This is a genomic window from Longitalea arenae (assembly GCF_016924755.1).
GTDB lineage: Bacteria > Bacteroidota > Bacteroidia > Chitinophagales > Chitinophagaceae > Niastella > Niastella arenae.
Genome location: NZ_JAFFJX010000017.1, coordinates 74,733 through 89,934 on the forward strand (window position 1 = coordinate 74,733; position 15,202 = coordinate 89,934).

Annotated in this window: 8 protein-coding genes; 7 read left to right on the forward strand and 1 reads right to left on the reverse strand. The window is 46.9% G+C overall.

Annotated features, from left to right (window positions below):
* Positions 1 to 32: 32 nt before the first annotated feature.
* The 5 genes from JT717_RS24095 (at position 33) to JT717_RS24115 (ending at position 12,000) form a co-directional block, all read left to right on the forward strand.
* Positions 33 to 3,242 (forward strand): T9SS type A sorting domain-containing protein, encoded by a 3,210-nt coding sequence (locus JT717_RS24095; protein ID WP_205513602.1) that lies wholly within the window; start codon positions 33 to 35, stop codon positions 3,240 to 3,242.
* Positions 3,243 to 3,318: 76 nt separating this feature from the next.
* Complete coding sequence (locus JT717_RS24100; protein WP_240348396.1) at positions 3,319 to 5,256, forward strand: glycoside hydrolase family 97 protein; 1,938 nt, start codon at positions 3,319 to 3,321, stop codon at positions 5,254 to 5,256.
* Between the two features lie 116 nt (positions 5,257 to 5,372).
* Positions 5,373 to 7,586: a glycoside hydrolase family 3 C-terminal domain-containing protein gene (locus tag JT717_RS24105; protein WP_240348397.1), complete on the forward strand. Its 2,214-nt coding sequence runs from the start codon at positions 5,373 to 5,375 to the stop codon at positions 7,584 to 7,586.
* 12 nt (positions 7,587 to 7,598) lie between these two features.
* A complete protein-coding gene (locus JT717_RS24110; RefSeq protein ID WP_205513604.1) occupies positions 7,599 to 9,557 on the forward strand; it encodes a sialate O-acetylesterase in 1,959 nt (652 codons plus the stop codon).
* A gap of 10 nt (positions 9,558 to 9,567) precedes the next feature.
* The gene (locus tag JT717_RS24115) at positions 9,568 to 12,000 is read left to right on the forward strand and encodes a glycoside hydrolase family 2 TIM barrel-domain containing protein (protein WP_205513605.1); all 2,433 of its coding nucleotides are present in this window, start codon (positions 9,568 to 9,570) and stop codon (positions 11,998 to 12,000) included.
* Positions 12,001 to 12,010: 10 nt separating this feature from the next.
* On the opposite strand, the gene JT717_RS24120 is transcribed toward JT717_RS24115, so the two are convergent.
* Positions 12,011 to 12,889: a helix-turn-helix domain-containing protein gene (locus tag JT717_RS24120; protein ID WP_205513606.1), complete on the reverse strand. Its 879-nt coding sequence runs from the start codon at positions 12,887 to 12,889 to the stop codon at positions 12,011 to 12,013.
* 126 nt (positions 12,890 to 13,015) lie between these two features.
* Between JT717_RS24120 and JT717_RS24125 the strand changes: the two genes are divergently transcribed.
* Together JT717_RS24125 and JT717_RS24130 are read left to right on the forward strand one after the other, a co-directional pair.
* The gene (locus JT717_RS24125) at positions 13,016 to 13,399 is read left to right on the forward strand and encodes an L-rhamnose mutarotase (protein WP_240348398.1); all 384 of its coding nucleotides are present in this window, start codon (positions 13,016 to 13,018) and stop codon (positions 13,397 to 13,399) included.
* Positions 13,400 to 13,450: 51 nt separating this feature from the next.
* Positions 13,451 to 15,112 (forward strand): alpha-L-fucosidase, encoded by a 1,662-nt coding sequence (locus tag JT717_RS24130; protein ID WP_205513607.1) that lies wholly within the window; start codon positions 13,451 to 13,453, stop codon positions 15,110 to 15,112.
* Positions 15,113 to 15,202 lie beyond the last annotated feature (90 nt).

Here is a 15,202-nt window from a genome sequence, read left to right on the forward strand (position 1 = left end):
TGCGCTTATTTCACTTAAACGATTGAAACTTTATGAAAAAAAAATTACTATCACTATGTAAACAAAAAGTAACATTACTTTTTGTTTCCGGACTCATAATGTGCGTTAACGTATTCTCGCAAGCCACAGGATATGTATATAAGCATGCACCTATTGGCGGTGGCGGATTTGTAACCGGCATCGTTACCCACAAAACATCGGGCGACAGGTATTGCCGCACCGATGTGGGCGGCGCTTACCGCTGGGATGCCGCGAACAACAAATGGGTTCAACTGCTCGATTGGCTTGGCGATTCACAAAGTGACCTTTATGGAGTTGAGGCCCTGGCGCTTGATCCGCAAAATCCGAATAATGTGTATATGCTCTGCGGAACCAATTATGTTGGCGACGGGAAGTCGGCTATATTAAAGTCCACCGATAAAGGAAATACGTTCACTTATACAGACCTTACCGCTACGTTTAAAGTGCATGGAAATGGAAGTGGGCGCGGTAACGGTGAACGGTTGGCAGTTGACCCCAAAAATAGTAATATATTATTCTGTGGAACAAGGGCGAACGGATTGTGGAAGAGTACAGATGCCGGCGTAACCTGGAGCCAGACCTGGAGCGGTGTAACTACCACTGCCAACGGCAACGGTATTTGTTTCGTGCTTTTTGACCCTTCAAGCAGCGTAGTGAATGGAGCCACTCAAACCATTTACATCGGTGTTTCCCGCACCGGCGCCGGGAATATTTACAGGAGCACCGACGGTGGCGCCACCTTTACCGACATTACCGCTACCACCGGTTTTATGCCACACCGGGCAGCCTTGCAGGGGACTACCATGTATGTTACCTATTCTGATAATGAGGGTCCGCAATCTACTAATGGAGATGGCAAGGTATATAAGCTCAACACCGCTACCGGTGTATGGACAAACGTTACCCCTGTTCATTCAAAGGATTATTGCTACGGCGGAGTAAGTATAGACCCTACTAATGTGAACAGAGTAATCGTTTCTACCAGTGGCATATATTGGAACAACCAGTTTGGTACCGGCTGGGCCGACTTTATTTTTCTAAGTACCGATGGCGGATCGACCTGGACCCTTAAGAATGGGACGAACGCTATCTATGATGCCAACGGCATGGAATGGTCAAGGGGAGGTGCGATCAACTGGATGGACTGTATCGAGTTTGACCAGGATAATGTTAACAGGGTGCGGGTAATAGGCGGAGGCGGCGTATTTACCTGTCCCGACATCACCGCCGCAAATCCTACCTGGAAATATGATGTCATCGGCATTGAAGAAACAGCATTGCTCGACGGTATAAGCATTCCAGGCGGGCCGTTTATTTCCTCTTTCGGCGACGTATCCGGCTTTGTGCATGAGCCGCTGACTGCTTATCCGGCATCAAAACTTTCTCCTGTAGGTGGTTACAATAACAATAGCATTGCTTATGCTGCCGCCAACCCAAACAAAGTAGTAAGAGTTGCTAACGAGGGAAGCGTTGTTTACTATTCCAACGATAAGGGCGCCACATGGACAGCAGCCGCTACCAATATGGGTGCAGCAGGAAGGGTGGCCGTCAGTGCAGACGGAGGCACCATATTGCATTGCCCAGCAGGTTCCTCAACGACCTATTATACGTCGAATAACGGAGCCAGCTGGTCCAGTTGTTCAGGTGTATCACTGGCAGACGCTGCTCCGGTAGCTGACCAGGTGAATTCAAATCATTTCTATATATACCATCCATCCACCGGGCAGCTGTTCAGAAGCACCAACAAGGGCGTGAGCTTTACCGTAGCAGGCACGCCGGGCGCATCAACCGCAAACCATCCCTGGGAATCAGCCCTGGCCCGAACCGTACCCGGTCTTGAAGGCCATATCTGGATACCCCTGGGCCGCAATGGATTAAAATATTCCACCAACGGCGGGGTGGCTTATACAACTCTTACCAATGTAACTTATTGCAAAGCCATCGGAATAGGAAAGGCGATGCCCGGGGCCAGCTATCCTACCGTCTTTATCTGGGGAACAGTGTCTGGCGTAACAGGCCTTTTCAGATCAACAGATCAGGGGGCTACCTGGCTCAAGTTAAATGATGACGCCCATCAGTTCGCAGGCGCGCCATTGCTCATCGGTGACATGAACGTTGCCGGAAGGGTATACATGAGCGCCGGCGGCGGAAGAGGTTTGATTTACTGGGAGCCTGCTGCCTGTACACCTACCGCCATTACCCCGTACGTACAACTCAATGGCGGAACCTGGCAGCAGACAGCCAATGCTACTGTAGCTGCAGGGGGTAGCATTTTGTTTGGCCCCCAGCCTGTACAGGGAGGCTCGTGGAGCTGGAGCGGTCCGAATAATTTCGGCGCCACTACGCGTGAAGCAGGCATTTCAAATATCCAGGTGAACCAGGCCGGGAACTATGTGGCCACCTATACCAATAGCGGCGGGTGCCAAAGTACACAGACCTTTAACATCACCGTGACGGGCTCTATACTCAGGCAATACTGGACAGGAATCAGCGGAACTGCGATCAGCAACCTCACCTCCAATACCAATTATCCAAACAACCCGTCAGGTACGCAGCAGCTAACCAGCCTCGAATGCCCAACCAACTGGGCGGATAACTATGGCACCAGGGTCCGCGGATATATCCATCCAACTGCAAGTGGAAGCTACACCTTCTGGCTAGCGGGCGATGACAACACGGAATTATACCTGAGCACCAGCGACAACCCGGCTGGCGCAGCAAGGATAGCCTACGTTAATGGATGGACCAATTCGCGAGAATGGACTAAATACAGCACACAGCAGTCCGCCGCCATTAACCTGGTTGCCGGACAGAAATACTACATTGAAGTGCTTCACAAGGAAGGTAGCGGGGGAGATAATGTAGCTGTAGCCTGGCAGGGTCCCGGTATAACACGCCAGGTAATTGCCGCAAACTATCTTTCACCCTTTATTCCGGGCGCAGAAGGTACTGCCAGAATATCAACGCAGGTGAACATGAATGAAGCTGGTATTAGCCTGTATCCGAATCCCGCCAGCAAGGGAAGATTTACGATCCTTCTTCCAGAAATTACCGAAAATGCGGTCGTAAGAATTTATGATAACCTGGGCAGAATGCTTTACGAAAAGGTCGCTAAAGGTAATAACAGGATTGAGATCGATGCGCGGTTGAAGGCAGGGCTGTATCATGTCAGAATAAATTCGAAAGGATCTGCTATCACCAGGAAGCTGATCGTTAAATAACAGATCTTTCACCATATGGGAATGCTTCACTGGAAGCATTCCTTTTTTATTAATAATGATAGTTTTAAAAATGAATTTGAAAAACGCAATTCTTTTAGTTTGGGGCTTTATTGGAACGTTTAATAAGTTACAGGCACAGCAGCTTGCTCAATTAGAAAGTCCGGACAAGTCCATTTCGCTACAGGTCTTCTTATCTGCTGCAGGTGAGATCAAATACGAGATACAAAGATCCGGTGTTAACGTGATTCAGCCTTCCGCTTTAGGCGTAATGATGAAAGGGCATGATTTTACACAAGCTTTGAAGCTGCTCAAAACATCAAAGCCGGTACGTATAACCGAGAACTATCAAACGAGGAATGCAAAAAAAAGCAGCATTCTTTACCAGGCCAATCAGCTGGTGATGTCTTTTGCCAATGGAGAAGAGAAAAAAATGGATCTCATTTTCCGGCTGTCCAACGATGGGGCGGCTTTCCGCTATTATTTTCCCTGGATAAACGATCATGAAACGATCGTTAAAGAACTTTCCTCATTTGCATTCGACAAAAACACAAGCGCCTGGTTGCAGCCGATGAGCGAAGCAAAAACAGGTTGGCAGCAATGTCATCCATCTTATGAAGAACATTATTTGCAGGACATTCCTGCTGGCACCCCATCGCCGCTAAAATCAGGTTGGGTGTACCCCGCATTGTTTAAAACAAATGATACATGGGTCCTCATCACCGAAGCAGCACTTGATGGCACTTATTGCGGCACAAGATTGATCAATGATCCTGCCTCGCCGGTGTATTCAATCGGCTTTGCCGATCCGAGAGAAGTGTTTACAGGCGGCGGCTATTTACCGAAAAATAACAAACCCTGGTTTACACCCTGGCGTATTATAACGATCGGCAGTTTAAAAACCATTGCAGAATCAACATTGGGTACCGATCTGGCGCCGGCCGCCCTGGTAAAGGATGCCTCTTTTGTAAAGCCCGGAAAAGCCAGTTGGAGCTGGATCAATAGCAAGGATGACAGCATCACTTTCAGTGAGCAAAAAAAATATATTGACTATGCCTGTGACATGCACTGGCAGTATTGCCTAATCGATGCAGACTGGGATACGAAGATCGGATATGAGAAAGTAGCTGAACTGTCGGCGTATGCAAAACAAAAGAATGTCGGATTGCTGTTATGGTATAATTCTGCAGGTGACTGGAACACGATCGCATATCACCCAAAGGATAAATTGCTCACTAAGGAAGGAAGGGAAAAAGAATTCAGCCGCCTGCAGGCAATGGGCATTAAAGGTGTAAAGATCGATTTTTTCGGTGGAGATGGCCAGAGCATGATCCAATACTATATTGACATTTTGAATGATGCTGCAAAATATAAGCTGCTGGTAAATTTCCATGGCGCTACATTGCCAAGAGGCTGGCAAAAAACATATCCTCATTTAATGACCGCCGAAGCAATTTACGGAATGGAGATGGTCACATTTGACCAGCAGGCAGCCGATAAACAGGCCAACCATTGCGCCATGCTGCCGTTCACCAGGAACGCATTCGACCCTATGGATTTTACCCCCATGAACCTTACGGGGCTTACCTCGTCTAATTGCACCCGGAAAACTTCGCCCGCTTTTGAATTGGCTCTTTCGGTATTATTCCTGTCCGGCATACAACATTATGCGCAGGGGCCGGAAGGAATGCTGCAGGTACCGGATGATGTAAAAGCGCTTTTAAGAAAACTTCCTGAAAATTGGGACGATGTAAAATTTTTGGAAGGTTATCCCGGCAAATACGCGGTTTTTGCCAGGCGAAGCGGCAACCGGTGGTACATCGCGGGTATTAATGGAGACAAAACCGAAAAGAAAATTGATCTTGACATGGCCTTATTCAGGAAGAGCAAGGCAACGCTGTTCACAGACGGCAAAAAAAGTGAATTGTTCTCAAAAACGATCCTGAATACAACAAAACAAAAGAAACTTGATCTGCTCCTGAACGCAAACAGCGGATTTGTAATGGTGCTTGAGTGATATTTGATCGTAAAGCATCCTGCAACATTTGATCACCCATTTTGAAACATTTGCCTCCCTGGTTAGCAATAACCCGGTAATACTTTTACTGCTTTCAATTAACCACTGTTCGTTGTATGAAATTACTATCCCTGCCGGCGCTGTTCCGGAGTTTTTCCCTGAGAACTTTCTTTTCCGCCCTTTTATTATCGATGGTATGTGCTGGTTATGCGCAGCGGTCTGAAAAAGCCGGTATAACTACCGAGCAAAAGATCCGTGCCCTGATAAGCGAAATGACATTGCGCGAAAAAGTAAGCCTGCTGCATGGCAATTCGAAGTTTAATGTATCAGGCATAAAAAGACTCGGCATTCCGGAATGGGCGCTGAGCGACGGGCCGCATGGCGTACGTGCTGAAGTGAACCGCCACGATTGGGCTTATGCCGGGTGGACAAATGATTCTGCTACCTGTTTCCCTCCGGGAACTGCGCTGGCAGCTACCTGGAATCCGGCTTTGGCTTATAAGCAGGGACTGGTGCTGGGTGAAGAAGCCCGTTTTCGCAAAAAAGATATTTTACTTGGCCCCGGCGTCAACATCATCCGTTCTCCCTTGTGTGGCCGGAACTTTGAATACATGAGCGAAGATCCTTTGCTGGTTTCAAGGATGGCCGTTGCCTATATAAAAGCGTTGCAGTCAAAAGATGTGGCGGCCAGCGTAAAACACTGGTTGGCCAATAACCAGGAAGAACACCGCGATTCTGTTGACGTAACCATGAGCGAAAGAGCTTTACGGGAAATTTATCTGCCTGCATTTAAAGCATCGGTAATGGAAGGAGGCGCTTATACGGTGATGGCAGCTTACAACAGGTTCAGGGGCGAATGGTGTTCAGAAAATGATTATTTGAACCGGGAGATCCTCAGAAAAGAATTTGATTTCAAAGGGGTGTTAATGACTGACTGGTCTGCCGCCCATACAACCGTGAAAGCGGCCTTAACGGGGCTCGACCTGGAAATGGGCACCGATAAAAAAGATTACAACGAATGGTATTTCGCCGACCCTTTGATAAAGGCAGTGGAAGAAGGAAAAGTACCTGTATCGGTGGTTGATGAAAAAGTGGCGAATGTATTGCGGGTGATGTTCCATACAAAGGTCTTTGATGAACAAAAGCGCGAAAAAGGAATAATGAATACCGCGGAGCATCAGCAGGCCGCGTATAATTCGGCTGCAGAGGCGGCTGTGTTATTACAGAACAATGGTAAACTGCTTCCCTTGCATTTTGATAAGATCAGATCAATTGCCGTCATTGGCGACAACGCTACCCGTAAACATTGCAGCGGCGGGCTTAGTTCAGAGGTAAAGACCTTATATGAAATAACGCCCCTGCAGGCCCTGCAGCAAAAGTTCGGCGCACAGGTAAAAATAAACTATGCGCAGGGGTATGAAAAGCAATCGACATTCAGGGAAGGCAATAACTCTGGCCAGTCCGGTTCCTCCAAAGTGAATTGGAAACTGATCGATGAAGCGGTGGCCCTTGCCAGGGAATCGGATCTGGTGCTGTTTTTTGGTGGATTAAACCATGATTTTGATACCGAATCTTCTGATAAGCAAAATATGGATCTGCCGTACGGCCAGGAAATTTTGATCCATGAAGTGGCCAAAGCAAATCCGAAAACAGTAGTGGTTATTATTGCCGGCTCTCCGGTAGAACTGGCAGGCATTGTTCATCGCGTGCCGGCTATTGTATGGTCCTGGTTTGGGGGAATGGAAGCAGGAAATGCCGTTGTGGATGTGCTGAGTGGCAAAGTAAACCCTTCCGGTAAATTACCGTTCACGCTGCCGGTATCCCTTGCACAATCGCCTGCCCATGCGCTGGGTAATTTTCCCGGCAGCAATCTGAAAGTGAATTATGAAGAAGATATCCTGGTGGGCTACCGCTGGTTCGATACCAAGAAGATCCAGCCGCAGTTCCCTTTTGGTTACGGGCTTTCCTATACGAACTTTTCCATCAGCCATTTCTCAACTGATAGAACGAGCTATGGAAAAAATGAAACCATCCGGGTGAAATTCACCATCAAAAATACAGGCAGTGTTTATGGAGCTGAAGTAGTACAGTTATATGTAAGCGACCCGGTTTGTTCCGTATTGCGTCCGGAGAAAGAATTGAAAGCCTTTCAAAAGGTTTTTTTGAAACCCGGTGAAACAAAAACGGTAGAAATACCCGTGAAAGTGGCCGATCTGGCATTTTATGATGAATCAAAAAAAGCATGGAACACAGAAGCGGGCGAATACATCCTGCAGTTAGGTAATTCCTCGCGCGCTATTTTTCAAAAAATAAAAATTTCAGTTAAGTAAGACGATCCTTCCATGAACATAAATAAAGCAATCAGTACATCGCTTTTTATAGCCTTCTTTTTATGCAGTGCTTTCTGTTATGCCCAGGTCAGTTTGCCAAAAGTCTTTGGCGACAATATGGTTTTACAAAGAGAGATGGAAATACCTGTTTGGGGCAGGGCGGTTCCCGGATCACTGATAACAGGAGAACTGGGCAGTTTACGTGCCACTGCAAAAACCGGTAAAGACGGAAAATGGATGCTTCGTTTTCCAAAGTGTAAAGCAGGAGGTCCTTACACCCTCAAAATAGGGGAAGCAGGAAAACCAGATACCGGCATTGAACTGAAAGGGATCCTTATCGGCGATGTATGGCTGGCGTCGGGACAATCGAATATGGAATGGCAGGTGCAGCAGGCCCGGGACGCACGCATGGAAATTGAGAATGCTGGTTTTCCTCAGATCCGTTTTCTGGTGGTGAAGCAAGACAAAAAATTATCGCCACAGTCCGATATCCATGCCGGCGAATGGAAACTTTGTGATACCGCCAATGTAAAGGAGTTCTCCGCCGTTGCATATTATTTTGCGCGTAAGCTGCATGGTGACCATAAGGTTCCGGTCGGTATTATTCAAAGCACCTGGGGCGGAACACCGGTAGAAGCCTGGACGAGCCGCGACATGTTGCTTACATCGCCCATCACCAGAGCAAGAACACTCAGTAATGATACGCTCAAATTGGATCGTGAAGATTTTGTGGCCGATAGTTTGAACTGGATCCGCATTTGGGATATTGTTTTAAATCCGCAGTCTGACGCGGATAAGATCATCCCGGCTCCGGGATATGATGATGCTGACTGGACAAATATTGAAATGCCCAATGTGCTAAGGGATTTCGGAATAGGATATTATGAAGGAATGGTTTGGCTACGCAAAAAGCTATCCTTGCCCGCATCTTTTGCCGGCAAAGAGCTGACCTTGAATGTGGGCCATCCGGAGATGAACTATTCACTCTATTTCAATGGTAAGGAAATTTGTAAGAATATCTGGAATGCCAATCCCAGCCATACTTATACTATTCCGGCCTCCCTGGTACAGCCGGGAGAGAATACTATTGCCCTGAGGGTGGCCATGTTATGGGGCGGCGGCGGTTTGAATCCTCCGGCCGATGACCTTTATCTTACCGATGGTGCGTCAACCATTTCTTTGGCCGGAAAATGGTTGTATAAGAAAGACCTTGAAACCGCATTTCCGAAAATACACAACTATCAGCATTATCCCGGCGTGCTCTTCAATGCCATGATCAACCCGCTTATTCCATATGGCATCAAAGGATTTATCTGGTACCAGGGCGAATCGAATGCAGGGGCGGCTTACCATTACAGAACATTATTTCCAATGCTCATCACCGATTGGCGGCAGCGCTGGAAACAGGGCAATATTCCCTTTTTATTTGTTCAGCTGGCGAATTTCAAAAAGGCAGAACCGCTTCCCGGCGAGAGTGACTGGGCCGAATTAAGAGAAGCGCAAACGCTTACATTATCACAACCCAATACCGGCATGGCCTGCACCATAGATATAGGTGAAGCAAATGATATTCATCCCAAAAACAAGCAGGAGGTCGGCCGCCGCCTGGCATTGATTGCCAATAAAATGGTGTACAAACAAGCGCTTATCGCATCAGGCCCAATGTATTCGGGTTTTCGGAAATCGGGAAATCGTATCCGCATTAATTTTACAAACACGGGTTCCGGCCTTTCAACAAAAGATGGAAAGGAACTGACAGGTTTTGCCATTGCAGGGAAAGACAAAAAATTTTATTGGGCCAAAGCCATTATTGAAGGAGACCAGGTGATCGTGTCTTCCGATAAAGTGGCTGAACCGGTAGCCGTGCGTTATGCCTGGGCCGACAATCCCGACTGTAATCTCGTAAATTCAGCAAACCTGCCTGCCATTCCTTTCAGAACGGATACCTGGAAGGGAATTACTCAAAAATAAAGCGGTTGAAATGTTGAATATCATCAGGACTTCGTGGCTTATACTATGGGTGGTTTTTACAGGCAGTGTTTCAGGTGCAAGAGCGCAGGTGATTGCAAAGAACAGCATTCCTTTCGATCTTGACTGGCGCTTTGCTTTAAACGACCATCCCGGCGCTGAGCGCCCTGCTTTTAATGATTCCAAATGGCGGCTATTGGACCTTCCTCATGATTACAGTATCGAACATGCTTTCGATTCTGCATACAAAACAGGAGCGGGTGGGGGCTATACGTATAGTGGCATAGGTTGGTACAGGAAACACTTCAAAACAGGGCCGGAGTTTTCCGGCAAACAGGTTTCTGTTCTGTTCGACGGCATTTACCGCAACAGCGAAGTATGGATCAACGGGCATTACCTGGGTATTCGCCCTTATGGCTATTCTTCTTTTTATTATGACCTGACACCTTATTTGAAACCAGCAGGCCTCGACAATATCATCGCTGTAAAAGTGAATACCAGCGAACAGCCCAATTCAAGATGGTACACCGGTTCGGGAATTTACCGGCATGTATGGCTGGTAACAAAAAACAAGCTGCACATTGATCAATGGGGCGTTTTTGCGCGCACAACAGTTGCAACCAATGAAAGGGCCAGCGTCGGTATTTCAATCGCATTGCGCAACCAAAATACGGCCGGTCAGTCCTGCACCGTGAGCACAAAGCTCATTGATGCGGCAGGTAAGGAAACCGGCAGGGCTGCATCGAATCTGAAGCTTACAGCCGGCCAAACGCTGACGATCGACCAAAGTATAATTATTGAGAAACCAGTGTTATGGTCTGTTGACCAACCCCGTTTATATCAGTTAGAGGTAGAAGTAAGATCGGCCGGAAAACTGGTCGACAAGTATGTTTCGCCTTTTGGCATCAGAACCTTTTATTTCGATGCCAACAAAGGCTTTTTGTTAAATGGGAAACAAGTGAAATTAAAAGGGGTGAACAACCATCACGACGGGGGACCATTGGGCGCCGCCGTTTTACCTGCTACGCATAGACGCCGGTTGGAAATATTGAAAAGTATGGGCTGTAATGCACTCCGCATGAGCCACAACCCGCCTTCGCCGGAATTGTTAGCGCTTGCCGATAGCATGGGCTTTGTGGTCATTGACGAGATCTTCGACGAATGGATGGACGGGAAAACGCCGGCCGGATATGCGCCTCATTTTTCAGAGTGGTACGAGAAGGATGTGGAGAACTGGATCCGGCGCGACCGCAACCATCCTTCTGTTATTGCCTGGAGCATTGGCAACGAGGTAAGAGAGCAGTATAATAAGGAAAATGCATTAAAGATCACCCGCATGCTGATCGATGCGGCGCGTAAACATGATACGACACGTCCCTTTACCGCAGCCTGTAACGAGATCCTTAACGTCAATTCCTTTGGAATGGCAGATCTATTGGATATAGTTGGTTACAATTACCAGGAGGCCTATTATAAAGCAGATCACGAAAAATATCCCAACCGGGTGATTTTTGGGTCTGAAACGGTGATCTATCCTTACCATCCCGGCGATTGCTGGCAATTGCGTTCTTATGAGCAATGGCTGGAAGGTCAGCTGAAAGATTATGTGGCCGGCGAATTCCTTTGGACAGGCTTTGATTACATCGGTGAAGCGGGCATTGGCGATGTAGGCACGGGCTGCAAATTCTGGGAGAAATGGCCTACATGGCCCTGGCGTGGCGCCAATTGCGGCGTGATCGATATGTGCGGCTTTCCCAAACCCGCGTTTTGGTTCAGAAAAGCGCTTTGGAATAAAGAGCCCATGGTACACCTTGCTGTACAAACCGATCCATCGGCAAGGGACAGAAACCGTTGCTCTTTCTGGAGTTGGCCAAAGGTGGAAACGCACTGGAATCATGACAGAAAAGGCGATACCCTGGCCGTACATGTATATACCAATGTTCCTGAAGTAGAGCTCAAATTGAATGGCAGGTCATTGGGAACCCGCAAATGGAACCTGAGCAATGAAGCTTTTCTTTTCTGGGAACTGCCCTACGAACCGGGCAGGCTGGAAGCCATCGGCAGAACAACGGATGGAAAAACAGTTTCCTTTGCTGTGCAAACCGCCGGCGAACCAGCGGCAATAAAACTGTCGCCCGACAGGAAAGTGCTGAAGGCGAACAGGCAGGACCTGAGTTATGTGGCAGTACAGCTCGTAGATGCCAATGGCGTGCCGGTGCCTTTTGCCAATAATAAGATCAGGTTCGAAGTGAGCGGGGCAGGTAAACTGGCAGCAGTAGGAAACGGCGATCAGCAAAGTCATACTCCCTTAAAGGGAAACCAGATAGAAGCCTGGCAGGGAAAATGTATCGCTATTATACAATCGACAGACAGGAAAGGCGAAATCACCATTACGGCAAGGAGCGGATCGCTTCCGGTAGCAAGCACTGTTTTGAAAGCGGAATAACTGGTCCCGTTTAATAGATGAACCCGTTTTGCTTTTTATATTCACCAGGGGTAAGACCGGTAACCCTTTTAAAAATTTTTGCAAAGTAGGAGAGGCTTTCAAATCCGGTCTTTTCGGCAATTTCCGTATATGACAAACAGGTAGTGGCAATCAGATACTGGGCGCGTTCTATTCGTTTCTCATGTAAATAGGTCAATGGCCTTTGTCCGGTATACCGGAAAAACAGCCGCGAGAAATAATCCTCGTTGAGGTTGGCCCGGCCAGCTAAATAGGCGACTGTGAGATTTTCTTTCAGGTTTAACTGGATGTACCTGATGGCCTCTACGATCTTTGAAGGTATTGGATCAGGGTTATTGTTCCTGAACCGGGTTGAATGTAAAAAGCGGGCAATTAACTGGAACATTATTCCCTGCGTCTCAAAGTAAACCGCATCGCTAACTGTAGTATTAAGTTCCTGGTAGCTTTTGTAATAGGCATTTTTTTCGTAAACAGTTGGGTTGTCTGACCGGTTAATGCCCCTGCCGGGGTTTATTTCCAGTAATCTTTTGAAGTTTACAATGTCTGTATCGCAGGCGGCCACTTTTATAACTTTTCTGTTCTGCTCAAAAAGCGAAATGCCTTCTGCCGATTCTTCAAAAAAATGAAGGAAATACTGGCTTAAATACTGTTTACAGAACAAGTGACACACAGTAAAGCTGGGGATGATGTACAAATAGCCTTGTTCCAATTTTATTTTTTCCTCCCTGGTTGAAATAATTCCATCCCCTTCATCAATATAATAGATGCGGAAGTAGGGACTGATCACATTGGGATAGTTCCATTTTTCATTGAGCTTGACATAGTCTACATGTAACAGCGAGAAATTATATCCTGGGAATCTTCTGCTCATTTTGGAAAACCTAAAGTTCGGAAAAAGTCGGATTTGAACAAAACAAAGTCTTTTTAGAGCAATGAAAAACGGGTGGCCGGCGAATAAATTTGTTACTGGTTCCATTCCATCATAACGCATTGCCATATGAATACATCACTGCCTGAAGATCTCACAGCTGCTCATGTTTCCAAGATCAAGAAGTACTGCCTGGCCGTTGACCTCATCGATGATCCGCAATTAATTGCTGAATACGAAAACTGGCACAAAAAAGAAAATGCCTGGCCCGCGGTCACAAAAAGTATCGCCGGTTCGGGCATTATCAATATGGAGATCTATAGAACAGGCAACCGCTTGTTCATGATCATGGAAACTGATGATAGTTTCAGCTTCGAACGAAAAGCGGCGATGGATAATGACAATCCCCAGGTTCAGGAATGGGAACAATTGATGTGGAAGTTTCAACAACCCCTGCCCTGGGCAAAAAAGGGTGAGAAGTGGATAGTAATGGATAAAATCTTTCAATTGTAATTACAACACTACACTGTCAATACACTTTACATAAATGTACATCTTGCACATATGAAAAGAAGAACATTAATAAAAGGGATGGCCGCCAGTTTGCCATCTTTATGGTTTTCCCGGGCATTAGCTGACAATTTTTTTGAAGAAGCTTTTTGGGGTGAGCTTATGGCCAAAGGGCCATTCAAACCCACCTGGGAATCTTTGCAGAATTATAAAACGCCAGACTGGTTCCGGGACGCCAAGTTTGGTATGTGGGCGCACTGGGGGCCGCAATGCCAACCCGAAGCGGGTGACTGGTATGCCAGGGGCATGTACGAAGAAGGATCCTGGCAATACAAGATCCATCTGCAAAAATATGGGCATCCTTCAAAATTTGGATTCAAAGACGTCATCAACGAATGGAAAGCAGCAAACTGGGATCCTGAGGAATTAGTGCGTTTATATAAAAGTGCCGGTGCGCAGTATTTTATGGCCATGGCCAATCACCACGACAATTTCGACCTGTACGATAGCAAGTATCAAAAGCATTGGAACGCTACCAAATTGGGCCCTAAAAAAGATCTGATCGGTGGTTGGGCAAAGGCAGCGCGGAACAATGGACTTCCCTTTGGTGTAAGTGTACATGCATCACATGCATGGCGCTGGTTTGAAGTGGCGCAACGGGCAGATAGAACCGGTGAGTATGCAGGCATCCCTTATGATGGAAAGCTTACCAAAGCAGATGGCAAAGGCAAATGGTGGGAAGGACTGGACCCCCAGGAATTATATGCACAAGACCATCCTTTGAGCCAGGACAGTTTACAGGACCATTCGATCCACAAACAGTGGAACTGGGGCAATGGCGCTTATCCACCCAGTAAAGCCTACATCGAAAAATTTTACAACAGAACAATAGATCTCATAAACAGGTATGATCCCGATGTACTCTATTTCGATGATTCGCAATTGCCTTTATGGCCGGTGAGTGATGCCGGCCTGCGCATTGCCGCTCATTTGTATAATAAAAGCATTAAGGAACATGGAGTGCTCCGCGCAGTGATCAACGGAAAGATCCTGGATGATAACCAACGCAAGGCGATGGTATGGGATATTGAAAGGGGGCAGGCTAACGAGATCCAGCCACTGCCATGGCAAACTGATACCTGCATAGGAAACTGGCATTATGATCGTGGATTGTATGAACGCAATGGTTACAAAACAGCGAAGACGGTGATTCAAACCCTGGTTGATATTGTGAGCAAAAATGGTAATTTAATGTTGAACATACCTGTTCGCGGCGATGGAACCATCGACGAAAAAGCAAGAAAGATCGTTGATGAAATAGGAGCATGGATGAAAGTGAACAGTGAAAGCATTTATGGTACCAGACCATGGAAAATATTTGGAGAAGGACCAGCACAGGAGGCCGCCGCCCAATTGAGTGCACAGGGTTTTAATGAAGGAAAAGGAAAGCCATTTACCCATGAGGATATTCGCTTTGCGATAAAAGGGGATGTGCTCTATGCCACTGCCATGGGTTGGCCCCAGGATGGGAAGATGGTTATAAAAAGCCTGGCAAAGGGCACTCAGCATTTTCCAAACACCATTCAGAAAGTGGAATGGTTAAGCACCAAACGATCATTATCCTTCGAAAGAAGGGAGGACGCCCTGATAGTTCAGCTGCCGGAAAAAACTTCCGATGAGCTTATGTACGCAAATGTGATAAAGATCCTTTCATAGCGTACAGAGTTCAAGAAACTTGCCTGCTGGCATAGGCAATAGTACGCGGTATAAAACCAAATCCTTTATTCTGTAATTTTATTATCTTGA

Coding starts and splice junctions, on each gene's coding strand:
- JT717_RS24095 (WP_205513602.1), top strand. CDS start 33: ATGAAAAAAAAATTACTATCACTATGTAAACAAAAAGTAACATTACTT.
- JT717_RS24105 (WP_240348397.1), top strand. CDS start 5,373: ATGAAATTACTATCCCTGCCGGCGCTGTTCCGGAGTTTTTCCCTGAGA.
- JT717_RS24110 (WP_205513604.1), top strand. CDS start 7,599: ATGAACATAAATAAAGCAATCAGTACATCGCTTTTTATAGCCTTCTTT.
- JT717_RS24115 (WP_205513605.1), top strand. CDS start 9,568: ATGTTGAATATCATCAGGACTTCGTGGCTTATACTATGGGTGGTTTTT.
- JT717_RS24120 (WP_205513606.1), bottom strand. CDS start 12,889: ATGAGCAGAAGATTCCCAGGATATAATTTCTCGCTGTTACATGTAGAC.
- JT717_RS24125 (WP_240348398.1), top strand. CDS start 13,016: ATGAATACATCACTGCCTGAAGATCTCACAGCTGCTCATGTTTCCAAG.
- JT717_RS24130 (WP_205513607.1), top strand. CDS start 13,451: ATGAAAAGAAGAACATTAATAAAAGGGATGGCCGCCAGTTTGCCATCT.